This is a genomic window from Pseudomonas sp. PDM31, assembly GCF_019218965.1.
Lineage (GTDB): Bacteria > Pseudomonadota > Gammaproteobacteria > Pseudomonadales > Pseudomonadaceae > Aquipseudomonas.
Window position 1 is genome coordinate 248541 of the sequence record NZ_JAHUWS010000004.1, and the last position, 22882, is coordinate 271422.

At 60.1% G+C, this 22882-nt stretch carries 19 protein-coding genes and 1 pseudogene; 15 read left to right on the forward strand and 5 right to left on the reverse strand.

The genetic code is table 11. From position 1 onward, the window contains the following. Nucleotides 1-252: 252 nt before the first annotated feature. The gene (locus KW839_RS09965; protein ID WP_060542575.1) at nucleotides 253-690 is read right to left on the reverse strand and encodes a YkgJ family cysteine cluster protein; all 438 of its coding nucleotides are present in this window, start codon (nucleotides 688-690) and stop codon (nucleotides 253-255) included. A 249-nt stretch (nucleotides 691-939) separates the two neighbouring features. Between KW839_RS09965 and KW839_RS09970 the strand changes: the two genes are divergently transcribed. The 3 genes from KW839_RS09970 to KW839_RS09980 all read left to right on the forward strand — a co-directional run bounded on the left by KW839_RS09970 (nucleotide 940) and on the right by KW839_RS09980 (nucleotide 5333). Further along, a complete protein-coding gene (locus KW839_RS09970) occupies nucleotides 940-3390 on the forward strand; it encodes a glycogen/starch/alpha-glucan phosphorylase (RefSeq protein WP_218424219.1) in 2451 nt (816 codons plus the stop codon). 326 nt (nucleotides 3391-3716) lie between these two features. Next, nucleotides 3717-4727 (forward strand): class 1 fructose-bisphosphatase, encoded by a 1011-nt coding sequence (locus KW839_RS09975; protein WP_218424220.1) that lies wholly within the window; start codon nucleotides 3717-3719, stop codon nucleotides 4725-4727. A 3-nt stretch (nucleotides 4728-4730) separates the two neighbouring features. After that, on the forward strand, nucleotides 4731-5333 hold the full coding sequence (locus tag KW839_RS09980; RefSeq protein WP_060542578.1) for a DUF924 family protein: 603 nt from the start codon (nucleotides 4731-4733) through the stop codon (nucleotides 5331-5333). Nucleotides 5334-5755: 422 nt separating this feature from the next. Here KW839_RS09980 and KW839_RS28085 read toward each other — a convergent pair whose 3' ends face one another. From KW839_RS28085 to KW839_RS09990, 3 genes and pseudogenes are all read right to left on the reverse strand, one after another. After that, a complete protein-coding gene (locus KW839_RS28085; protein ID WP_371318065.1) occupies nucleotides 5756-6556 on the reverse strand; it encodes a methyl-accepting chemotaxis protein in 801 nt (266 codons plus the stop codon). A gap of 54 nt (nucleotides 6557-6610) precedes the next feature. Further along, nucleotides 6611-7648 (reverse strand): annotated as a pseudogene (locus tag KW839_RS28090) (cache domain-containing protein); the annotation flags it as partial. Nucleotides 7649-7748: 100 nt separating this feature from the next. Continuing rightward, entirely contained in the window at nucleotides 7749-7901 is a 153-nt protein-coding gene (locus KW839_RS09990; RefSeq protein ID WP_156465520.1) for a hypothetical protein, read from the reverse strand. A gap of 29 nt (nucleotides 7902-7930) precedes the next feature. Between KW839_RS09990 and KW839_RS09995 the strand changes: the two genes are divergently transcribed. Together KW839_RS09995 and KW839_RS10000 are read left to right on the forward strand one after the other, a co-directional pair. Next, nucleotides 7931-8185: a hypothetical protein gene (locus KW839_RS09995; RefSeq protein ID WP_060542580.1), complete on the forward strand. Its 255-nt coding sequence runs from the start codon at nucleotides 7931-7933 to the stop codon at nucleotides 8183-8185. A 31-nt stretch (nucleotides 8186-8216) separates the two neighbouring features. After that, nucleotides 8217-8786 (forward strand): lipocalin family protein, encoded by a 570-nt coding sequence (locus KW839_RS10000; RefSeq protein ID WP_060542581.1) that lies wholly within the window; start codon nucleotides 8217-8219, stop codon nucleotides 8784-8786. Between the two features lie 123 nt (nucleotides 8787-8909). Here KW839_RS10000 and KW839_RS10005 read toward each other — a convergent pair whose 3' ends face one another. Further along, nucleotides 8910-10274 carry a formimidoylglutamate deiminase gene (locus KW839_RS10005; protein ID WP_060542582.1) on the reverse strand — a complete coding sequence of 455 codons (1365 nt, stop codon included), beginning with the start codon at nucleotides 10272-10274 and terminating at the stop codon, nucleotides 8910-8912. Nucleotides 10275-10420: 146 nt separating this feature from the next. On the opposite strand from KW839_RS10005, the gene hutC reads away from it, so the two are divergent. The 10 genes from hutC (at nucleotide 10421) to hutG (ending at nucleotide 22824) form a co-directional block, all read left to right on the forward strand. Beyond that, the gene (gene hutC / locus KW839_RS10010) at nucleotides 10421-11131 is read left to right on the forward strand and encodes a histidine utilization repressor (protein ID WP_177336984.1); all 711 of its coding nucleotides are present in this window, start codon (nucleotides 10421-10423) and stop codon (nucleotides 11129-11131) included. Beyond that, nucleotides 11128-11697 carry a HutD family protein gene (locus KW839_RS10015; RefSeq protein WP_218424222.1) on the forward strand — a complete coding sequence of 190 codons (570 nt, stop codon included), beginning with the start codon at nucleotides 11128-11130 and terminating at the stop codon, nucleotides 11695-11697. The genes hutC and KW839_RS10015 overlap by 4 nt, the downstream gene beginning before the upstream one ends. 534 nt (nucleotides 11698-12231) lie before the next feature. After that, complete coding sequence (gene hutU, locus KW839_RS10020; protein ID WP_156465531.1) at nucleotides 12232-13899, forward strand: urocanate hydratase; 1668 nt, start codon at nucleotides 12232-12234, stop codon at nucleotides 13897-13899. A 327-nt stretch (nucleotides 13900-14226) separates the two neighbouring features. Then, complete coding sequence (locus tag KW839_RS10025; RefSeq protein ID WP_060542586.1) at nucleotides 14227-15195, forward strand: ABC transporter substrate-binding protein; 969 nt, start codon at nucleotides 14227-14229, stop codon at nucleotides 15193-15195. A 70-nt stretch (nucleotides 15196-15265) separates the two neighbouring features. Beyond that, a complete protein-coding gene (locus KW839_RS10030) occupies nucleotides 15266-16117 on the forward strand; it encodes a proline/glycine betaine ABC transporter permease (protein ID WP_008018927.1) in 852 nt (283 codons plus the stop codon). After that, complete coding sequence (locus tag KW839_RS10035) at nucleotides 16114-16944, forward strand: glycine betaine/L-proline ABC transporter ATP-binding protein (protein WP_060542587.1); 831 nt, start codon at nucleotides 16114-16116, stop codon at nucleotides 16942-16944. The genes KW839_RS10030 and KW839_RS10035 overlap by 4 nt, the downstream gene beginning before the upstream one ends. Nucleotides 16945-17078: 134 nt before the next feature. Beyond that, on the forward strand, nucleotides 17079-18602 hold the full coding sequence (gene hutH / locus KW839_RS10040) for a histidine ammonia-lyase (protein ID WP_218424223.1): 1524 nt from the start codon (nucleotides 17079-17081) through the stop codon (nucleotides 18600-18602). Between the two features lie 130 nt (nucleotides 18603-18732). After that, nucleotides 18733-20265, forward strand: coding sequence for a histidine ammonia-lyase (hutH, locus tag KW839_RS10045; protein ID WP_218424224.1), 1533 nt, complete (start codon nucleotides 18733-18735; stop codon nucleotides 20263-20265). A 540-nt stretch (nucleotides 20266-20805) separates the two neighbouring features. Next, a complete protein-coding gene (gene hutI, locus KW839_RS10050) occupies nucleotides 20806-22011 on the forward strand; it encodes an imidazolonepropionase (RefSeq protein ID WP_060542590.1) in 1206 nt (401 codons plus the stop codon). Between the two features lie 9 nt (nucleotides 22012-22020). Next, nucleotides 22021-22824, forward strand: a complete 804-nt coding sequence (gene hutG, locus KW839_RS10055; protein WP_218424225.1) for an N-formylglutamate deformylase — start codon at nucleotides 22021-22023, stop codon at nucleotides 22822-22824. Nucleotides 22825-22882 lie beyond the last annotated feature (58 nt).

Sequence of the window (22882 nt, forward strand, 5' to 3'; positions counted from 1 at the left end):
GGGAGAGGGGACTGATCGTGGGATGCTGCAGAAATTTATCGACCTGAAAGAGCTCTGCCGAATCCATAACCGACTCGCGTTATCAGGTCGATGGGTAGCGCAGGCATCCCAAAAGGGCTTCTGAATCCACAATCGGCTCGTATTGTCAGGTCGATGGATAGCTCAAGACACCTCGGTCGGCTCCCTCTCCCTCTGGGAGAGGGCTGGGGTGAGGGTGCAGGTCTGAAGCCCGCCGCTCATATCCGGCCTTACTCAGAACCGCTCGATACTCCGCGAATTCCGCTCACGCTCCACTTCCTTGGGCTTGTACGCGCAATACCCCGGCCGCGGGCCGATTTTCGGATGGTTGCGGCAGGTGTCGGGACGCTTGTCATAAATGGTGCACAGGCGGCTCTTACGATCCAGGTAGTAGCAATCGTTGTTGCTCATGCGCTGGAGGGTGAAAATTCCGGATTTCTGGTTGAATCGCTCAACCAGCCCTTCCTTTTGCAGGCGCTTGGCAATGTTCTTCGGCGGGTCGCCCAGTTCGAACTCGTCGACCACGCCGATGCGCACCAGATCCTTGATCTTGACCTCGACCGGCAGCGTGCAGCAGCTGGACACACAAGAGCCGCACATCGGGGCCGAATATTTGGCCCACGTATCGAGACGGTCGATCTCGGCGGCGGCAATCAGGTTGGGCTTCATCATCGGGAATTACCAGGCGTGTGTGCATCAGGGCGCGCGATGATACCGGGACTGGTGGATTTTTGAACAACCTTTCGCCAGATTTTTTCACATTCAGGTTCAGCGACTGAAAAAACGGCACGAGCCCTGCATTCTTTCAGGCTTACGCCAAGCCTGAAATCGCACACAGGGGAAATACTGCCGAACCGGAGCCTCTACCGCCTGTCAGACCGTCTAGGCTCAGACAACCCAAGCTCGCTCGAGGTCTTATCGATGACTCAAGAACCACTTGTTCGCGAAGCAGAGGTGGCCGCATTCCGCGACGCCGTCTTGACCAAACTGACCTACGCGGTAGGCAAAGACCCGGATCACGCCTTCGATCACGACTGGTTCGAGGCCATTGCCCTGGCCGCGCGCGACCACATGGTCGAGCACTGGATGGACCACACGCGGCAAATCTACCGTAAAGGTCAGAAGCGCGTTTATTACCTCTCCCTGGAATTTCTCATCGGCCGGCTGCTCTACGACAGTCTGAGCAACCTCGGCCTGCTCGATGTTGCCCGTGAGGCCCTCACCGAGCTTGGCGTCGACCTGGAGCGCATCCGCCTGCTGGAGCCTGATGCAGCCCTGGGCAACGGTGGCCTCGGCCGGCTGGCGGCGTGTTTCATGGAAAGCATGTCGACCCTCGGCATCGCCGGCCATGGCTATGGCATCCGTTATGAACATGGCTTGTTCCGCCAGGCCATCGTCGACGGCTGGCAGCAGGAGCAGACCGAGCACTGGCTGGATTTCGGCAACCCCTGGGAGTTCGAGCGGGCGGAAGTGGTTTACCCCATCGGTTTTGGCGGCAGCGTACAAACCCTGACCGACGACGCTGGCAAAGCCCGACAAATCTGGTCCCCGGCGGAAACCGTGCGGGCGATTGCCTACGACACCCCGGTGGTCGGCTGGCGCGGAGCGAGCGTCAACACCCTGCGCCTGTGGCGGGCCCGGGCCATGGAAGATCTGCACCTGGAACGCTTCAACGCCGGCGACCACCTGGGCGCCGTGGCCGAGGTGGCCCGGGCGGAAAGTATTTCCAGGGTGCTTTACCCGGCGGACAGTACCGAGGCCGGGCAGGAGCTGCGGCTGCGCCAGGAGTACTTCTTCGTGGCCGCATCCCTGCAGGACCTGCTGCGTCGCCATCGCAACATGCACACCTCGGTGTTGACCCTGGGCGACCATGCGGCGATCCAGCTCAACGACACGCACCCCTCGATTGCCGTGGCCGAATTGATGCGGCAACTGGTCGACGTCTACGACGTGGCCTGGGACGCAGCGTGGCAGATCACCGTCGATACGCTGTCCTACACCAACCACACACTGTTGCCCGAGGCGCTGGAAACCTGGCCGGTCGGCCTGATGGAGCGCATGCTGCCGCGGCACATGCAGATCATTTATCTGATCAACGCCCAGCACATCGACTCGCTGCGGGCCAAGGGCATCCATGACTTCGACGTACTGCGCGCGGTCTCGCTGATCGAGGAAGACAATGGCCGTCGAGTGCGCATGGGCAACCTCGCGTTTCTCGGCTCTCACAGTGTCAACGGCGTATCGGGGCTGCACACGCAGTTGATGCGCAAAACGGTGTTCTCCGAGCTGCACAAGCTCTATCCGGAGCGGATCAACAACAAGACCAACGGCATCACTTTCCGTCGCTGGCTGTATCAGGCCAACCCCGAGCTGACCTCGATGCTGGTTGACGCTCTTGGTCCGGACTTGCTGGATAACCCTGAGGAGCGCTTGCTCGCCCTTGAGCCATTCGCCGAGAAAAGTGCGTTCCGCAAGTCGTTCGCCGAACAACGGCTGCACAGTAAAAAAGCCCTGGCGTATCTGATTCATGAGCGGCTGGGTGTTGCGGTCAACCCGGCAGCGATGTTCGACGTACAGGTCAAACGGATTCACGAATACAAACGTCAACTACTCAACCTGATGCACACCGTGGCGCTCTACCAGGCGATTCGTGCAGAGCCGGAAATCGACTGGGTGCCCCGGGTGAAAATCTTCGCCGGCAAGGCGGCGGCCAGTTATCACCAGGCCAAGCTGATCATCAAGCTGACCAATGACATTGCCCGGGTGGTCAACAACGATCCAACCGTGCGCGGTTTGCTCAAGGTGGTATTTCTGCCCAATTACAACGTCAGCCTGGCGGAGAGCATCATTCCGGCGGCGGATTTGTCCGAGCAGATTTCCACCGCCGGTTTCGAAGCCTCGGGCACCAGTAACATGAAATTCGGCCTGAACGGCGCCCTGACCATCGGTACCCTGGACGGTGCCAACGTGGAAATGTGCGATCGCATCGGTGACGAGCACATGTTCATCTTCGGGCTCAGCGCCCAGCAGGTGGAAGCGCGCAAACAGAACCATGAGTTCAGTGCAGTGCCGGACATCGCCGCGTCCCATCGTCTCAACGATGTGCTGCAAGCAATACGCGGCGGGGTGTTCTCGCCGGATGATCCGTCCCGTTACGCCGGGCTGATCGATTCGCTGGTGGATTATGACCGCTTCCTGGTTTGTGCCGATTTTGACTCCTACTGGAATGCACAAATGCGCGTCGAGGCCCATTGGCACGACTCGAAAGAGTGGTGGCGCTCTGCTGTATTGAACACGGCGCGGATGGGCTGGTTCTCCTCCGACCGGACCATTCGTGAGTACGCGACGGATATCTGGAAGGCGCTGGAATAAATTCCCTCAGCACTGATCCCTGTATCTGTAGGAGCGAGCATGTTCGCGATGGCCGTTAACGATAACGCGTGTTGCCTGATGGCCCGCGTTGCCTTGGCGTCCATCGCGAGCATGCTCGCTCCTGCAGGGGGTAGGGGGCAGGGCATTCTGTCGCCAGATTTGCCGAAATGGCTGCTGCTTGGCCCCTCACATTCGGGCCATTTCCAACTACGCTCACCCCGGCGCATGAACTCTCTTTAGCGGATTACGTCTGATGGGAGGAAATGCGCCCCGACTCGCGTTAAACTGCGCGGGTTTTTAGCCCCCCCATTCCTCCGGAGCCTTCCATGTCCCGCGTTACCTTGAGTCGCTATTTGATTGAGCAGACCCGTAGCAACAACACTCCTGCCGATCTGCGCTTCCTGATCGAAGTGGTGGCGCGTGCCTGCAAGGAGATCAACCACGCCGTGTCCAAAGGCGCCCTCGGCGGCGTTCTGGGCAGCATGGGCACTGAAAACGTCCAGGGCGAAGTGCAGAAGAAGCTCGACGTGATCTCCAACGAGATCCTGCTCGAAGCCAACGAATGGGGCGGTCACCTGGCCGGCATGGCGTCCGAAGAAATGGACAACGCCTACCAGATCCCGGGCAAGTACCCGAAAGGTGCGTACCTGCTGGTATTCGACCCGCTGGACGGCTCGTCGAACATCGACATCAACGCCCCGGTCGGCACGATCTTCTCGGTGCTGCGTTGCCCGAACGAATACCTGAGCCAGAACGAACCTTTGAATGAAAAGGCCTTCCTTCAGCCTGGTACCCAGCAAGTGGCCGCCGGTTACGCGATCTACGGTCCACAGACCATGCTGATCCTGACCTTGGGCGACGGCGTGAAAGGCTTCACCCTGGATCGTGAAATGGGCAGTTTCGTACTGACCCACGAAAACATCACCATTCCTGAATCGACCCAGGAATTCGCCATCAACATGTCCAACCAGCGCCACTGGGAAGCCCCGGTACAACGCTACGTCAGCGAACTGCTGGCAGGCGAAGAAGGCCCGCTGAAAAAGAACTACAACATGCGTTGGGTTGCTGCGATGGTCGCCGATGTGCACCGCATCCTGACCCGTGGCGGTCTGTTCATGTACCCACGTGACAGCCGCGAGCCGTCCAAGCCGGGCAAACTGCGCCTGATGTACGAAGCCAACCCGATGTCGTTCCTGGTGGAACAAGCGGGTGGCGCGTCCACCGACGGTCACCAGCGCATCCTCGACATCAAGCCTGACGGCCTGCACCAGCGTGTAGCGGTGTTCCTCGGCTCGAAGGAAGAAGTTGCACGCGCCACGGCTTACCATAAGGAATAATCCATGAACGCCCCTTGGCAGCCGTTGCTTGATTGGTGGTTCGGGAGTTCCGGGTCAGCGAGCGAAGTGGCGGCGCAGAAGGGCAAGTTGTGGTTTGGCAAGCGCGACAGCCAGGACCTCGAAGCGCGAGAGCGTTTCGGGGGCCAGGTCGAGCAGGCACTGGCCGGCGGATTGACCGAGTGGATGCAACGTCCCGAAGGTTGGCTGGCTCTGGTGCTGTTGCTCGATCAAATCCCGCGCATGATCTTCCGTGATACTCCCAAAGCCTTTGCAGGTGATCTGCGGGCGCAAAAGCTGGTGGCCCAGGGCATTGCTGCGGATTTCGACCGACAGTTGCAGCCAATTGAGCGGGTGTTCATCTACCTGGTGTTCGAGCACAGCGAGAACCTCGCGGTGCAGAACGAAGGTGTCTCCCGGTACATCGATCTGGTCGCGCAGCAGCCCGGGGCTGATCAGGCCCTGTTTGCCGATTACCTGGACTTTGCCGAGCGGCATCAGAAAGTGATCGCGCAGTTTGGACGGTTTCCCCATCGCAATGCGGTGTTGGGGCGCGAATCTACGGCTGAGGAATTGGCGTTTCTTTCGCAGCCTGGGTCGCGCTTCTAAAGCTACCCCTCACCCTAGCCCTCTCCCAGGGGGAGAGGGGACTGACCGAGGTGTTTAGTCTGAATACATCGACCTGAAACTCTTCAGTCGAACTCAGGATTCGAAAGCATCGAAGATCGGCTCCCTTTTCCCTCTCTCCATTGGGGGACAGGGGACTGACCGAGGTGTTTAGTCTGGAAACATCGACCTGAAACTCGTCAGTCGAACTCAGGATTTGAAAGCATCGAAGATCGGCTCCCTTTCCCTTCTCCCCATTGGGGGACAGGAGGCTGACCTAGGTGTTTAGTCTGGATACATCGACGCGAAACTCGTCAGTCGAACTCAGGATTCGAAAGCATCGAAGATCGGCTCCCTTTCACCCTCTCCCCCTTGGGGGAGAGGGTTGGGGTGAGGGGGTAGCTCTTGATCCTGGCTCTTGATCTTCAGATCCGGAAACTACCCACCAACTGCTTCAATCGCGCCGCCTGCTGCTCAAGATCGGCGCACGCTCGCAGGGTAGCCTGCAGGTTCTCCACGCCTTCCTGATTCAGCGTATTGATCTCGGTAATGTCGACATTGATCGACTCCACCACAGCCGTCTGCTCCTCAGTGGCGGTCGCCACCGACTGGTTCATGCCGTCGATCTCACCGATGCGCTGGGTCACGCTGCCCAGTCGTTCTCCAGCCTGGTTGGCGATACCTACGCTGCTTTCGCTCTGCCGTTGGCTGTCGGTCATGATGCTAACCGCCGCCCGGGCACCGACCTGCAGCTCTTCGATCATTGTCTGTACTTGTTGCGCTGAATCCTGGGTGCGATGGGCGAGGTTGCGCACTTCATCGGCCACTACCGCAAAACCACGTCCAGCTTCACCGGCGCGGGCCGCTTCGATCGCCGCGTTCAGTGCCAGCAGGTTGGTCTGCTGGGAGATGCTGGTGATTACTTCCAGAATCTGCCCGATGTTGACCGTGTTGCTGTTGAGCGTCTCGATGTTGCCGCACGAGTCGCTGATCTTCGCCGAGAGCTGCTGCATCGCCGCGATGGTTTTATCCACAACCTGCTGGCCATCTTCGGCCAGGGAGCGGGCGTCGCTCGAATGCTGGGAGGCGAGGGCGGCGTTCTGGGCGATTTCCTGCGCGGCGGCGCCAAGCTGATTGATCGCAGCGGCGACACTGCTGGTGCGCGAGGCTTGCTGGTCAGAGTTGAAAATCGACGAGTTCGAAGCCGCCACCACGCGCAACGCCACTTCGTTGACCTGGCCGGTGGCGGACGAAACTTCGATGATCGAGGCGTGGATGCGTTCGACGAAACGGTTGAACGACAGGCCCAGCGCGCCAAACTCGTCATGACCGTGAATGGTCAGGCGTTTGGTCAGGTCACCATCGCCTTCGGCGATGTCATGCATGGCTCGGCCCATGGTCAGCAGCGGCTGCATCAGCAGGCTGATCAAGATACCCAGCAGGACGATGATGATCACCACGGCGATGACCATGGCGATGATCGCCGAGGTACGGAATTCGCTGAGCATCGAGAAGGCGGTGTCCTGGTCGAGCACCAGGCCGACGAACCAGTCCGCCGACGGCGCGCCGTTGACGTGTGTAAAGGTGATGAACTGGCGCTTGCCGTCGATCTCCACTTCTTGCATGCCCGGGCGGACTTTTGGTGTGTCGCCCGGGTAGGCCTCGCTCAGGCTTTTGAGCACCAGTTTGCTGTCCGGGTGGATCAGGATCTTTCCGTCGGCACTGACGATGAACGCATGGCCGTGCCCACCGAAGTTCAGCGAGTTGATGGTCGCGCTGACGCTGGACAGGTCGATGTCGGCACCGGCGACGCCGATCATCTGGCCCTGGTGTTGCACCGGGGTTGCCACGGTGATGACCAGTTTGCCGGAAGAGGCCGCGATGTAAGGCTCGGTGACGATGGTTTGTTGGGCGCCGTTGGCGGCCTTGTACCAGCCGCGGGCGCGCGGGTCGTAATCCGCCGCGCGGTTGCCCGCCGGGACCGAGAACATCACGCCGTCGGCACCACCGAAATAACTGAGCTGGAAATTGGCGGTGTAGGCGGGCAGGTCGATGATGCGTTTCAGGCTGGCAGCGGCATTGCCGTCGGCGCTGACCTGTTGCGCCATCGATTGCAGCAACTGCATGCGGCTTTCCAGCCAGGTCTGGATGTTGCTGGTGGTCAGGCTGCCGAGTTCCTGCATCGAAGCTTCGGTACTGCTGCGCAGGGTCTGGCGCTGGCGATAGTCGTTGAACAGGATGAAACAAGCGAATGCGACGGCCACCACGAGGGCGGCAGCCAGCAAGATCTTGTGGCTGAACTTCATGTTTCGGGTCATTGGGTGCGCTACCGCAGAAGGGCTGGTCAACAAAAAAGGGGGGCAAGGGCCACGGGCGTGGTTTTGCGTTGCATTTATGTCGACTGGGCAGCGCCAAAGATTAGGCCGTTTCAATTAAAACCGGCGAAATATCCCAAAGGGCGGGAAAGTCGCTGATATTTCGGCAAAAGGCAGACGAGTGGACCAATAAATAGCCTGCCGGGCAGGGAACCAGATGGGGGTTTTCACTTCTAAGCTTCAGCTTGGCAGCCATGCCAATATCCTCGTACCCGGAGTTACACCATGTCGCTGCGATCCATCGCCCTGCTTTCGTTCTGCGTGCTGCTGGCTGCATGCAGCAAGGTCAATCAGGAAAATTACTCGAAGCTCTCGGCCGGTATGGCCAAGACAGAAGTCGAGACCCTGCTGGGCAAACCCACCGATTGTTCAGGCGCGCTCGGCATGTCCAGCTGTACCTGGGGCGACCAGAAAAGCTTTATCAGTGTGCAGTTCGCCGGTGACAAAGTGCTGATGTTTTCCGGCCAAGGCCTGAAGTAAACCGGGGCTACGTGCCCACGGGAGAAGAATAATGAAGCGGTTATTGATCATCCTTTTTGCCAGCCTGGTGTTGGCTGGCTGTGCCACGTCTGGCCAGGATCCGTTGGCGCCCAAGACTGCCAACAGCGTCAACCTCAAGCGCTATCAGGGCACCTGGTACGAATTGGCCCGTCTGCCGATGTTCTTCCAGAACGAGTGCGCACAATCGGAGGCCCATTACACGCTCTTGCCTGACGGCAAAGTAGCGGTGCTGAACCGTTGCCTGACAGCGCAGTGGCAATGGAAAGAGGTCAAGGGCACGGCTTATCCACAGGTGCCAGGCAAGACCGACAAATTGTGGGTCGAGTTCGATACCTGGTTCTCCAGGCTGATACCGGGCGTGGCGAAAGGTGAGTACTGGGTGTTGTACGTCAGCGACGACTACAAGACGGCCATTGTCGGTGACCCGAGTCGCAAGTATCTGTGGCTGTTGTCACGCACACCGAAGGTTAATGGCGTTGTTCGCGAGGAGCTGCTGAGCAAGGCGCGTCAGCAAGGGTACGACACGACCCGGTTGATCTGGCGTACGTCTGACACGCAGATGGCCGAGACCTCAAACTGATAAACCTCGCCACATAACCAATGTGGGAGCGGGCTTGCTCGCGAAGGCGGTTTAACATTCAATGAAGATGTTGAGTGTTACGGCCCCTTCGCGAGCAAGCCCGCTCCCACTTTTTGTTTCTTGTCAGCCCAGTAGTTCGCGCAGGACCTGGGTGAAAGCGCGATTGCTTTCTTCCTCAGCCGCATGGCGCCCGTCTCGCACCACCCACTGGCCGTTGACCAGCACATCGCGCACCTGACGATCGCCTCCGGCAAACAGCCAGCGATTGAGAATCCCGTCACCATCTGCCGTCGCCAGGTACGGGTCGTTACCGTCGAGCACCAGCCAGTCGGCGCGTTTACCAACCTCCAGAGCACCAATCGGCTGGCCCAGTGCCTGCGCTCCGCCATCCAGCGCGGCGTCGAACAAGGTACGGCCGACCATCGGCTGATCCGCGCCATACAAACGGTTACGACGCTGGTCACGCAGACGCTGGCCATATTCCAGCCAGCGCAACTCTTCCACCACGCTCAACGACACATGGCTGTCGGAACCGATGCCCATGCGCCCGCCTTGGGCCAGGAAATCCACCGCCGGGAAAATCCCGTCGCCGAGGTTGGCTTCGGTGGTCAGGCACAGGCCGGCGATGGCGCGACTCCTGGCCATCAGCGTGACTTCTTCCGGGTTGGCGTGGGTGGCGTGGACCAGGCACCAGCGCTGGTCGACTTCGGTATTTTCGTACAGCCACTGCAGCGGGCGACGACCGCTCCAGGTCAGGCAATCGTCGACTTCTTTCTGCTGTTCGGCGATATGAATATGCACCGGGCACTGCTTGTCGCTGGCCGCCAGTACTTCGCTGATCTGCTGCGGAGTCACCGCGCGCAACGAGTGGAAACACAAACCCAGGGACTGCGCCGGTTGCTGCGCCAGCAGCGGCTGCAATCGCGATTGCAGTTTGAGATAGTTTTCGGTGCTGTTGATGAAGCGGCGCTGGCCTTCGTTCGGCGTCTGGCCACCGAACCCGGAATGGCTGTAGAGCACCGGCAACAGGGTCAGGCCGATCCCGGCGGAGCTGGCTGCCTGGCTGATGCGCAGGGCCAGCTCGGCCGGATCGGCATAAGGCTGGCCATTGGTGTCGTGGTGTACGTAATGAAATTCCGCGACCGAGGTGTAACCGGCCTTGAGCATTTCGATATACAGCTGACGGGCGATCACACCGAGTTGCTCCGGGCTGATCTTTCCGACGAGGCGATACATCAAGTCGCGCCAGGTCCAGAAACTGTCGTTCGGATTCCCCGCCACTTCCGCCAGCCCGGCCATGGCGCGCTGGAAGGCGTGAGAGTGCAGATTCGGCATGCCCGGCAGCAGCGGACCGCTCAGCCGTTCGGCGCCATCTGCATGTGAATCGGCCTGGATATGGGTCAAGACGCCATCGGCGCTGACCTCAAGACGTACATTGTTGGCCCATCCACTAGGCAGCAGCGCGCGTTCGGCAAAGAAGGCGGACATGGTTCAGCACCCCATCGTGTGTTATTTGTATATACATATACAGACGTTTGCCTGCCCGGTAAACTCCGGCAAGCTAGCAATCTTCCAACAAATAACAGGGATCAACCGTGCCGACTCCGCCTCCAGTCTCTCCGTTGGCCGCGAACATGGGCGACAGTCCGGCGCCCTTGTACGCCCGCGTCAAACAAATGATCACCCAGCAAATCGACAGTGGAAACTGGCCGCCGCATTACCGCGTGCCGTCGGAAAGCGAGCTGGTCAGCCAGTTGGGCTTCAGCCGCATGACCATCAACCGTGCCCTGCGCGAGATGACCGCCGATGGTCTGCTGGTGCGCATGCAGGGCGTCGGTACGTTCGTCGCCGAGCCCAAAAGCCAGTCAGCGCTGTTTGAAGTACACAACATCGCCGACGAAATCGCTTCCCGTGGGCATCGCCACACCTGTCAGGTCATCACGCTTGAAGAAGAGGCCGCCGGTTCCGAGCGTGCGCTGGCCCTGGACATGCGTGAAGGCCAGAAAGTCTTCCACTCGCTGATCGTGCATTTCGAAAACGATATTCCGGTGCAAATCGAAGATCGCTTCGTCAATGCGCTGGTCGCGCCGGACTACCTCAAGCAGGATTTCACCCTGCAAACGCCATATGCCTATCTGAACCAGGTCGCGCCGCTGACCGAAGGCGAGCACGTGGTCGAGGCGATCCTGGCCGAGTCGTCCGAATGCAAATTGCTGCAGATTGAAAAAGGCGAGCCGTGCCTGCTGATCCGTCGTCGCACATGGTCCGGCCGACAGCCGGTGACCGCCGCTCGTCTTATCCACCCTGGTTCCCGTCATCGTCTTGAAGGTCGGTTCCACAAATGAGCGAATTGAAAGTTTTACGCGCCAAGGATTACCCGCGCATGGCATGGAAAAACGGCGGCGGCAGCACCGAAGAAATCACCCGCGATGCCGGCACCGGCCTGGATGGTTTCGGCTGGCGCTTGTCGATTGCCGATATCGGTGAATCGGGCGGGTTTTCCATGTTTGCCGGTTACGAGCGGATCATCACCGTGTTGCAGGGCGACGGCATGACCCTGTCGGTGGATGGTCGGAACACTCGAGCACTGTTACCACTGGATCCGTTTGCCTTCAGTGGCGAAAGCCACGTGTCCTGCACATTACTGGGTAGTCCGATTCGCGACTTCAACCTGATTTATGCGCCGCAGCGTTATGCCGCGCGGTTGCAGTGGTTGAAGGGGGAGCAGCGGTTCTTCAGTTCGGCGGGCACCGTGTTGGTGTTCAGCATCAGCGATGCGCTGGAAGTGGTGGTCGGTAACGGCGCTTCGAAACTGGGTCGGCATGATTGTCTGCAACTGGTCGGTAACAATGGGTTGGTCGAGATCGGCGTCAACGCTGACTGCTGTGTGATTGAGCTGGCTGCACACTGATCCAGCTGCTAGCGAAATTTCATTGTGGTGAGGGGGCTTGCCCCCGTTGGGTCGCCGAGCGGCCCCAAAGCCTGCGGCCGAATCTTTTCGGATGCACCGCACAAGTCGGTTTGCGACTGCTTCGCAGTCGAACGGGGGCAAGCCCCCTCACCACAAAAGCATTCACATTTCTTGTTTCAAAACCCGCACTACTTTGTTACCGAACGCCCCAGCGTGGCGCAAAACCACGTTCAAGTAACAACCAACATCGCTTGCAGAATATCCCCCAGAAAAAATTCATTTTCGCCAGAACCCCTGTTTCAGGCGCTCTCCAGCTGTTTCAGAATTTTTCTCCACTGCGCATCCAGCAAGTTGGCCGCTCGATTGCATATGCTTGTATGTACAAGTAAAGACGTATGCGTATGAGTCGACCGAGACTCCCCGCAACGTCCACTGATTCGCTTGTGGCGCTTTGACGCGCGCAGGCTGGCTTACCCACCGCCAGGGTTGGTTTGGATTGATCGCTGAGGAGTTTCTTTCGTGACTGACAACAAGATGACCAAGTTTCGTGACGTCGAAGTCCGCGCTGCCCGCGGTAACAAGTTGACCGCCAAAAGCTGGCTGACCGAAGCGCCGTTGCGCATGCTGATGAACAACCTCGACCCGGAAGTCGCCGAGAACCCTAAGGAGCTGGTGGTTTACGGTGGCATCGGTCGTGCGGCACGTAACTGGGAATGCTATGACAAGATCGTTGAAAGCCTGACCAACCTGAACGACGACGAGACCCTGCTGGTGCAATCCGGCAAGCCGGTCGGCGTGTTCAAGACTCACAGCAACGCACCGCGCGTATTGATCGCCAACTCCAACCTGGTGCCGCACTGGGCGAGCTGGGAGCACTTCAACGAACTCGATGCCAAAGGCCTGGCCATGTACGGCCAGATGACCGCCGGCAGCTGGATCTACATCGGCAGCCAGGGCATCGTCCAAGGCACCTACGAAACCTTCGTCGAAGCCGGTCGTCAGCACTACAACGATGACCTGAAAGGCAAATGGGTACTGACCGCTGGCCTGGGCGGCATGGGCGGCGCCCAGCCTCTGGCCGCAACCCTGGCCGGTGCGTGCTCGCTGAACATCGAATGCCAGCAGGTCAGCATCGATTTCCGCCTGAAAAGCCGTTACGTCGATGAACAAGCCACCGACCTCGACGACGCTCTGGCCCGCATTGCCAAATACACCGCCGAAGGTAAAGCGATTTCCATCGCCCTGCTGGGCAACGCGGCAGAAGTCCTGCCGGAACTGGTCAAGCGCGGCGTTCGCCCGGACATGGTCACTGACCAGACCAGCGCCCACGACCCGCTCAACGGCTACCTGCCGGCCGGCTGGACCTGGGATCAATACCGCGAACGCGCCAAGACTGAACCAGCCGCTGTAATCAAAGCCGCCAAGCAATCGATGGCCGTACACGTTAAAGCGATGCTCGACTTCCAGAAAATGGGCGTACCGACTTTCGACTACGGCAACAACATCCGTCAGATGGCGCAAGAAGAAGGCGTGGAAAACGCATTCGACTTCCCAGGCTTTGTACCGGCCTACATCCGTCCGCTGTTCTGTCGTGGCATCGGCCCGTTCCGTTGGGCTGCGCTCTCGGGTAACGCTGAAGACATCTACAAGACGGACGCCAAGGTCAAGGAGCTGATCCCGGACGACGCTCACCTGCACAACTGGCTGGACATGGCCCGCGAGCGCATCAGCTTCCAGGGCTTGCCGGCACGTATCTGCTGGGTTGGCCTGGGTCTGCGCGCCAAGCTCGGCCTGGCGTTCAACGAAATGGTCCGCAGCGGCGAGTTGTCCGCGCCCATCGTGATCGGTCGGGATCACCTGGACTCCGGTTCCGTATCGAGCCCGAACCGTGAAACCGAATCGATGCAGGATGGTTCCGACGCCGTGTCCGACTGGCCACTGCTCAACGCACTGCTCAACACCGCAAGCGGCGCGACCTGGGTTTCCCTGCACCACGGCGGCGGCGTCGGCATGGGCTTCTCCCAGCACTCGGGCATGGTGATTGTCTGCGACGGTACTGACGAAGCGGCCGAGCGTATCGCTCGCGTCCTGCACAACGACCCGGCGACCGGTGTCATGCGCCATGCCGACGCGGGCTACCAGATCGCGATTGACTGCGCCAAGGAACAAGGGCTGAACCTGCCGATGATTACCGGCAAATAAAACTAGCCTGTGGAAACTGCTTTGTGGGGGAGCGGGCTTGCTCGCGAATAGGCCGGTACATTCAACATCTGTACTGGCTGGCACGCCGCTTTCGCGAGCAAGCCCGCTCCCACAAAAAAAGCAGCGCCATGGAAAACGGTTTCACAACGAATTCCCGGTTGAGTCAAAGCGCAATCCTGGATCGTTTGTTCCTGCCGTCGAGCAGGACGCGATATCGAACAAAAGCTGAGTGTCGGTCGCGCCGCGGCGCAGGCCTGATTGGATGTGGACAGGGCTGGATGCCTCTTGACTGCCGTAAGCCAATTCATGATTAGGAGCGTCACAATAATGAAATCGAACAAGACCCTGCTGACCACGTTGCTTTCCATGGGCCTGCTGGCCAGCGCTGGCGCCACTCAGGCGGCGGGCTGGTGCGAGTCCGGCAAACCGGTGAAGTTTGCCGGCCTGAACTGGGAAAGCGCCATGTTGCTGACTGATGTGCTGCAAGTCGTGTTGGAGAAAGGCTACGACTGCAAGACCGACAGCCTGCCCGGCAACTCCATTACCATGGAAAACGCCCTGAGCAGTAACGATATCCAGGTGTTTGCCGAAGAGTGGGTCGGTCGCAGCGAGGTCTGGAACAAGGCCGAGAAGGCCGGCAAAGTCGTTGGTATCGGCGCTCCTATTGTCGGCGCCATCGAAGGCTGGTACGTACCGCGCTATGTGATCGAAGGCGACGCCAAGCGCAAGCTGGAAGCCAAGGCGCCGGACCTGAAGAACATTGCCGATCTGGGCAAATATGCGGCGGTATTCAAAGACGCCGAAGAGCCATCCAAGGGCCGTTTCTACAACTGCCCGGCCGGCTGGACCTGTGAGCTCGACAACAGCGAAATGCTGAAAAGCTACGGCCTGGAAAGCACCTACACCAACTTCCGTCCAGGCACCGGCCCGGCGCTGGATGCCGCGGTGCTGTCGAGCTACAAGCGTGGCGAGCCGATCCTGTTTTACTACTGGTCGCCAACGCCGCTGATGGGCCAGATCGACGTCGTGAAACTTGAAGAGAAACCAGGCGTGAACAAGGCCGTGGATATCAAGGTCGGTCTGTCCAAGACTTTCCACGACGAAGCGCCGGAGCTGGTGGCCGTGCTGGAAAAGGTCAACGTTCCAATCGAGCTGCTGAACGAGAACCTCGGTCGCATGGCCAAGGAGCGGATCGAATCACCAAAACTGGCCAAGATCTTCCTGAAGGAACATCCTGAAGTCTGGCACCAGTGGGTTAGTGAAGACGCAGCCAAGAAAATCGACGCGGCCTTGTAGGTCCGGCCTCTCCGACTGTCGTAACCGGCAGTCGGAGGCTTGATCGCAACCCCTTGATTGAGAGTCTCTTATGTTTCCCGAAAGCTTTACCTTTTCCATCGCCGACTGGGTCAACAGTTGGGTCGATTCGCTGGTCACCAACTACGGTGACGTGTTCCGGCACATCTCCGACACTCTGTTGTGGGCCATCGTCAATCTTGAAGGGTTGCTGCGCGCTGCGCCCTGGTGGCTGATGCTGGCCATCGTGGCGGGCGTGGCCTGGCACGCGACACGTAAGGTGGTGACCACCGCCGTGATCGTCGGTCTGTTGTTCCTGGTCGGCGCGGTCGGCCTCTGGGACAAATTGATGCAAACCCTGGCGCTGATGATGGTGGCGACGATCATTTCGGTGCTGATCGGCATTCCGCTGGGCATTCTCTCGGCCCGCAGCAATCGCCTGCGTTCGGTGCTGATGCCGTTGCTCGACATCATGCAGACCATGCCGAGTTTCGTGTACCTGATCCCGGTACTGATGCTGTTCGGCCTGGGCAAGGTCCCGGCGATTTTCGCCACGGTGATCTACGCCGCGCCACCGTTGATCCGCCTGACCGATCTGGGCATTCGCCAGGTTGACGGCGAAGTGATGGAAGCGATCAACGCCTTCGGTGCCAACCGCTGGCAGCAATTGTTCGGTGTGCAACTGCCGCTGGCCCTGCCGAGCATCATGGCGGGCATCAACCAGACCACCATGATGGCCCTGTCGATGGTAGTGATTGCCTCGATGATCGGCGCCCGTGGCCTGGGTGAAGACGTGCTGGTGGGGATTCAGACCCTCAACGTCGGACGTGGCCTTGAAGCCGGTCTGGCGATCGTGATTCTGGCTGTGGTGATCGACCGCATTACACAGGCGTACGGTCGTGCACGGCATGAGGTGAGCAAATGAACAACGCAACCGTGAGCAAGATCGAAGTCAAAAACGTCTTCAAGATTTTCGGCAACCGTTCCAAGGATGCGCTGGCCATGATCGGCCAGGGCAAGACCAAGGACCAGGTATTGTCCGAAACCGGCTGCGTGGTCGGCGTGAACGACCTGTCGTTGAGCATCGGCAGCGGCGAGATCTTCGTGATCATGGGCCTGTCGGGTTCCGGCAAGTCCACACTGGTGCGTCACTTCAACCGCCTGATCGACCCGACCAGCGGTGCGATCCTGGTGGACGGCGTGGACATCCTGCAATACGACATGGACGCCCTGCGCGAATTTCGTCGGCGCAAGATCAGCATGGTATTCCAGAGCTTCGGCCTGTTGCCGCACAAGAGCGTGCTGGACAACGTCGCCTATGGCCTGAAGATACGTGGCGAGAGCAAGGCCATGTGCAGCGAACGCGCGCTGCACTGGATCAACACCGTGGGCCTGAAGGGCTACGAAAACAAATACCCGCATCAGCTCTCCGGCGGCATGCGTCAACGTGTGGGCCTGGCCCGTGCTTTGGCGGCGGACACTGACATCATCCTGATGGACGAAGCGTTCAGCGCCCTTGATCCGCTGATTCGTGCGGAGATGCAGGACCAGTTGCTGGAGCTGCAAAAGACCCTGCACAAGACCATCGTGTTCATCACTCACGACCTCGACGAGGCCGTGCGCATCGGCAACCGCATTGCGATCCTCAAGGACGGGCGCCTGATCCAGGTCGGCACGCCGCGAGAGATCCTGCATTCGCCGGCGGATGAGTATGTCGACCGCTTTGTGCAGCGCCGGGCGGCGGTGGTTTAAGGGATGTTCGGTGGCTGTTCGGGCCCCTTCGCGAGCAAGCCCGCTCCCACATTTGGAATGCAATCCCCCTGTGGGAGCGGGCTTGCTCGCGAAGGCGGCGGTGAAGCTGCATCAATATTTGGATGAGGTTCAAAATGTCCCAGGCTGAAAAAATCGTTATCACCGAAGCGCAGGTCACTTGGCAGGACGTGGTCGCCGTTGCTCGTCATGGCGCACGGCTTGAGCTGTCGGCACCGATCTGGGCACGCATCGAAAACGCCCAAGCCATCGTCCAGCGCATCGTCACCAGCGGCGAGAATGCCTACGGCATCAACACCGGCCTGGGCGCGCTGTGCAACGTCTCGCTGCAGGACGAGCAACTCAGCCAGTTGTCGCGCAATACTTTGCTCAGTCACGCCTGCGGCGTCGGCGCGCCGCTGACCGACGAGCAGACCCGCTCAATCATCTGCGCCGCGATTATCAATTACAGCCACGGCAAGTCCGGCCTGCACCGGCAGGTAATCGAAGGGCTGCTGGCGTTGCTCAACCATGGCATCACCCCACAAGTGCCATCTCAAGGCTCCGTCGGCTACCTGACTCACATGGCCCACATCGGTATTTCACTGTTGGGGGTCGGCAATGTCAGCTATCGCGGCCAGATCGTTTCCGCGCAGCAGGCTCTGGCGGAAGAGGGGCTGCAACCGGTCAAGCTTGGCGCCAAAGATGGCCTGTGCCTGGTCAACGGCACGCCGTGCATGACCGGCCTGAGCTGCCTGGCAATTGCCGACGCCACGCGCCTGCTGCACTGGGCTGATGTGATCGGCGCCATGAGCTTTGAAGCCCAGCGCGGGCAGATCAACGCGTTCGATGCCGAGATCATCGCGCTCAAGCCGCACCCGGGCATGCAGCAGGTCGGTATCAACCTGCGGGCATTGCTCGAAGGCAGCGAAGTCATCGCCCAGAGCAAAGGCATTCGCACCCAGGATGCCTTGAGTATTCGTTCTATTCCGCAAGTGCACGGCGCCGCCCGTGATCAGCTGGTTCATGCGACCAGGCAGATCGAAACCGAACTCAACGGCATCAGCGACAACCCGATGGTGCTGGGCACTCCAGACAACTATCGCGTGGTGTCCCAGGCCAACCCGCACGGCCAGTCCGTGGCGCTGGCGGCGGACCTGCTGGCCATCGCCATGGCGGAAATCGGCTCGATTGCCGAGCGTCGTCTGGACCGCCTGATCAACCCGCACGTCAGCGGATTGCCGGCGTTCCTGGTGGCCAACCCGGGCGTGAACTCCGGGATGATGATCGTGCAATACGTTGCCGCCTCGCTGTGTGCGCAAAACCGTCAGTTGGCGCAACCGGCGGTGCTCGACAATTACGTCACTTCGGGCCTGCAGGAAGATCACCTGAGCATGGGGACCAACGCTGCCTTGAAACTGCATCAGGCACTGGAAAACTGCACGCAGATCCTCGCTATCGAGTATCTGCTGGCGGCCCAGGCATTCGAGTTCCTGAAAGAGCAGAGTTTTGGCGCTGGTACCGATGCCGCTTGGCGTCTGCTGCGCGAGCGTGTCCCGGCTTATGATCAGGACCGTTGGCTGGCACCGGACATTGCCGCCGCTGCCAGTGTTTTGAAAGACGCGAATTTGCTGCACAAAACCTTACCGAATCTGAACTGATTTCCATACAAAACCAGCGTGCCAAGGCGCCAGCCCCCTTAAAAAGGGGGAGGCGACGGACAACGGATATCTCCGGAGCGACTGGTAGGTCTCTTTACACAAGAGACGAAACTCATACAAGGAGCCAAAAATGACTGCCCTAAACCTAATTCCCGGCCAGTTGAGCCTTGCTCAGCTGCGTGACGTTTATCAGCAACCGGTGACACTGACCCTAGACAACAGCGCCTCGGCGCAGATCGAAGCCAGCGTTGCCTGCGTGGAGCAGATCCTCGCCGAGAACCGCACCGCCTATGGCATCAACACGGGTTTCGGCCTGCTGGCTTCGACCCGTATCGCCAGCGAAGACCTGGAAAACCTGCAGCGCTCGCTGGTGCTGTCCCACGCCGCCGGTGTCGGCCAGCCGATCAGCGATGACTTGGTGCGGCTGATCATGGTGCTCAAGGTCAACAGCCTCAGCCGTGGTTTCTCCGGTATCCGCCGGGTGGTGATCGACGCGCTGATCGCCCTGATCAACGCTGAGGTTTACCCGCACATTCCGCTCAAAGGCTCGGTCGGTGCATCCGGCGACCTGGCACCGTTGGCGCACATGTCGCTGGTGCTGCTGGGTGAAGGCAAGGCGCGTTACAAGGGTGAGTGGATGGAAGCGACCGAAGCGCTGAAAGTCGCCGGTCTGACCCCGCTGACCCTGGCTGCGAAGGAAGGCCTGGCGCTGCTTAACGGCACTCAGGTGTCCACCGCTTTCGCCCTGCGTGGCCTGTTCGAAGGCGAAGATCTGTTCGCCGGCGCCCTGGCCCTCGGTGGCCTGACCGTTGAAGCCGTGCTGGGCTCGCGCTCGCCGTTCGATGCGCGCATCCACGCCGCCCGTGGCCAGAAAGGCCAGATCGACGCCGCTGCCGCTTACCGCGATTTGCTCGGCGAACGCAGTGAGGTTTCCGACTCCCACGAGAACTGCGAAAAGGTCCAGGACCCGTACTCCCTGCGCTGCCAGCCGCAAGTCATGGGCGCCTGCCTGACCCAGTTCCGTCAGGCGGCCGAAGTGCTGGCTGTCGAAGCCAACGCCGTGTCGGACAATCCATTGGTGTTCGCCGCTGAAGGCGACGTGATTTCCGGCGGTAACTTTCACGCGGAACCGGTGGCCATGGCCGCCGACAACATGGCCCTGGCCATCGCTGAAATCGGCTCCCTGAGCGAACGCCGCATCTCGCTGATGATGGACAAGCACATGTCGCAACTGCCGCCGTTCCTGGTCGCCAATGGCGGCGTGAACTCCGGCTTCATGATCGCCCAGGTGACCGCTGCGGCACTGGCCAGCGAAAACAAGGCACTGTCCCATCCGCATTCGGTGGACAGCCTGCCGACTTCCGCCAACCAGGAAGACCACGTGTCCATGGCCCCGGCTGCGGGCAAGCGCCTGTGGGAAATGGCCGAAAACACCCGCGGGATTCTCGCGGTGGAATGGCTGGCGGCGGTTCAGGGGCTGGATTTGCGTAATGGTCTGAAGACTTCGCCGGCGCTTGAGAAGGCTCGGGCGATTTTGCGTAAGGAAGTGGCGTTTTATGAGAAGGACCGGTTCTTTGCTCCGGACATTAATGCAGCCACTGAGTTGTTGGCTTCGCGCTGCCTGAACGAACTGGTGTCGGCGAAGTTGCTGCCGAGCCTGTAAGAACCAACCCCCTCACCCCAACCCTCCCGACACGTCGGACCGCCCCCAGGGGGGAGAGGGGGAAAGGGAGCAGATCTTCAGGTTTTTCCAGGTTTGAGTTCGACTCGAGTTTAGGGACGATGCCGACCTGACTAACACCACGGTCAGTTCCGTTTCCCGCAAGAGGAAAGGGAGCAGATCTTCAGGTTTTTCCAGGTTTGAGTTCGACTCGAGTTTAGGGACGGTGCCGACCTGACTAACACCACGGTCAGTTCCCTCTCCCGCAAGAGGAAAGGGAGCAGATCTTCATGTTTTTCCAGGTCTGGGTTCGACTCGAGGTTTCAGGTGGATGCAAACCGGACAAGCAACACGGTCAGTTCCCACCCGCATGAGGAAAGGGTTTAGATCTTCGTGTTTTTCCAGGCCTGAGTTCGGCTCGAAATTTCAGGTCGCAGTACATCGAACATTCAACCTGGTCAGTCCCCTCTCCCTCCGGGAGAGGGTTAGGGTGAGGGGGCTCTTGAGGGCTCCCCGCCAAACGAATCCCAACGGAGGCCAACAGTGAAAACCCTCTGGCAACACTGCCACGTCGCAACCATGGCCCAAGGCGTCTACTCGATCATCGAGGATGCGGCCATCGTGACATCCGGTGCGCTTATCGAATGGGTCGGCCCACGCACCGAACTGCCGGCGGGCGAATACCCGGCGGTCAATGATTTGAATGGTGCCTGGGTGACCCCGGGCCTGATCGATTGCCATACCCACACGGTCTTCGGCGGCAACCGCAGCGGCGAATTCGAACAGCGTCTGCAAGGCGTCAGCTACGCGCAAATCGCGGCGGCCGGCGGCGGCATTGCCAGCACCGTGCGTGCCACCCGCGCAGCCAGCGAAGACGAACTGTTCATCAGCGCGGCCAAACGCCTGAAAAGCCTGATGCGCGATGGCGTCACCAGCATCGAGATCAAATCCGGCTACGGCCTGGACCTCGCCAACGAACGCAAGATGCTGCGCGTGGCGCGTCGCCTCGGCGCCGAACTGCCGGTCAGCGTGCGCAGCACCTGCCTTGCGGCGCATGCCTTGCCACCGGAATACGCCGATCGCGCCGACGATTATATCGATCACATCTGCGCGGAAATGCTGCCGGCCCTGGCTGCAGAAGGGCTGGTAGATGCGGTGGACGCGTTCTGTGAATACCTGGCGTTTTCGCCGGCCCAGGTCGAGCGCGTATTCGTCACTGCGCAAAAACTCGGACTGCCCGTGAAACTGCATGCCGAGCAACTTTCGTCACTGCACGGCTCTACTTTGGCGGCGCGTTACCACGCCCTGTCCGCCGATCATCTGGAGTTCATGACCGAAGAGGACGCCATTGCCATGGCCGAGTCCGGTACGGTGGCCGTACTGCTGCCGGGCGCGTTCTACTTCCTGCGCGAAACCCAGTTGCCGCCAATGGACGCCTTGCGTAAACACGGGGTAAAAATCGCCATCGCCAGCGACCTCAACCCGGGCACCTCGCCGGGCCTGTCTCTGCGCCTGATGCTGAACATGGCCTGCACCTGTTTCCGCATGACCCCGGAAGAAGCCCTGGCCGGCGCCACGATCCATGCCGCGACGGCGTTGGGCATGGCCGCTACCCACGGCTCGCTGGAAGCCGGCAAGGTCGCTGATTTCGTTGCCTGGCAAATCGATCGCCCGGCCGATCTGTCGTACTGGCTGGGCGGTGACCTGGAAAAACGCGTCGTGCGTCACGGCGTCGAGACAAGCCTGTAGGAGAGCGTTGTGGATAAGGTTCTGAACTTCAAACAAGGCCGCGTGCCGCTACTGATCAGCATGCCCCACGCCGGTGTGCGTCTGACCCCGGCGGTGGAAGCCGGATTGATTCCCGACGCGAAAAGCCTGCCGGACACCGATTGGCATATCCCGCAGCTTTACGATTTCGCCGCCGAGCTGGGTGCCAGCACCCTGGCCGCCGAATATTCGCGATTCGTCATTGACCTGAACCGGCCGTCCGACGACAAGCCTTTGTACGTGGGCGCCACCACCGGTCTGTACCCGGCGACGCTGTTCGACGGCATACCGTTGTTCCGCGAGGGGCTGGAGCCTTCGAAAGAAGAGCGCGCGACTTATCTGGAGCAGATCTGGACGCCGTACCACAGTACCTTGCAGAACGAGCTGGCACGGCTGAAGGCCGAGTTCGGCTACGCGCTGTTGTTCGATGCCCACTCCATCCGCTCGATCATCCCGCACCTGTTCGACGGCAAACTGCCGGACTTCAACCTTGGCACCTTCAATGGCGCCAGTTGCGATCCTCAGCTGGCGACCGGGCTGGAAGCCATCTGCGCCCGTCACACGGAGTACAGCCATGTACTGAACGGGCGCTTCAAGGGTGGTTATATCACCCGGCATTACGGCAACCCGGCCGAGAATATCCATGCCGTGCAGCTGGAGTTGGGGCAGTGCACTTACATGGAAGAGTTCGAGCCGTTCCGTTACCGACCGGATTTGGCGGAGCCGACGCGGGTGGTCTTGAAAGAGTTGTTGCAAGGGTTGTTGGATTGGGGCGACAAGCGCTACCAGCGTTAAACGTACCCCCTGTAGGAGCGAGCATGCTCGCGATGGACGTCAACGATGACGAGGGCTG

Bases quoted from the DNA above. Each gene is read 5' to 3' on its own strand.
- KW839_RS09980 (WP_060542578.1), top strand. From the start codon at position 4,731: ATGAACGCCCCTTGGCAGCCGTTGCTTGATTGGTGGTTCGGGAGTTCC.
- KW839_RS10030 (WP_008018927.1), top strand. From the start codon at position 15,266: ATGTTTCCCGAAAGCTTTACCTTTTCCATCGCCGACTGGGTCAACAGT.
- KW839_RS09975 (WP_218424220.1), top strand. From the start codon at position 3,717: ATGTCCCGCGTTACCTTGAGTCGCTATTTGATTGAGCAGACCCGTAGC.
- hutC (WP_177336984.1), top strand. From the start codon at position 10,421: ATGGGCGACAGTCCGGCGCCCTTGTACGCCCGCGTCAAACAAATGATC.
- KW839_RS09970 (WP_218424219.1), top strand. From the start codon at position 940: ATGACTCAAGAACCACTTGTTCGCGAAGCAGAGGTGGCCGCATTCCGC.
- KW839_RS10005 (WP_060542582.1), bottom strand. From the start codon at position 10,274: ATGTCCGCCTTCTTTGCCGAACGCGCGCTGCTGCCTAGTGGATGGGCC.
- KW839_RS10000 (WP_060542581.1), top strand. From the start codon at position 8,217: ATGAAGCGGTTATTGATCATCCTTTTTGCCAGCCTGGTGTTGGCTGGC.
- KW839_RS09965 (WP_060542575.1), bottom strand. From the start codon at position 690: ATGATGAAGCCCAACCTGATTGCCGCCGCCGAGATCGACCGTCTCGAT.
- KW839_RS10015 (WP_218424222.1), top strand. From the start codon at position 11,128: ATGAGCGAATTGAAAGTTTTACGCGCCAAGGATTACCCGCGCATGGCA.
- hutH (WP_218424223.1), top strand. From the start codon at position 17,079: ATGTCCCAGGCTGAAAAAATCGTTATCACCGAAGCGCAGGTCACTTGG.
- KW839_RS09990 (WP_156465520.1), bottom strand. From the start codon at position 7,901: ATGGCTGCCAAGCTGAAGCTTAGAAGTGAAAACCCCCATCTGGTTCCC.
- KW839_RS10035 (WP_060542587.1), top strand. From the start codon at position 16,114: ATGAACAACGCAACCGTGAGCAAGATCGAAGTCAAAAACGTCTTCAAG.
- KW839_RS09995 (WP_060542580.1), top strand. From the start codon at position 7,931: ATGTCGCTGCGATCCATCGCCCTGCTTTCGTTCTGCGTGCTGCTGGCT.
- hutU (WP_156465531.1), top strand. From the start codon at position 12,232: ATGACCAAGTTTCGTGACGTCGAAGTCCGCGCTGCCCGCGGTAACAAG.
- KW839_RS10025 (WP_060542586.1), top strand. From the start codon at position 14,227: ATGAAATCGAACAAGACCCTGCTGACCACGTTGCTTTCCATGGGCCTG.
- hutH (WP_218424224.1), top strand. From the start codon at position 18,733: ATGACTGCCCTAAACCTAATTCCCGGCCAGTTGAGCCTTGCTCAGCTG.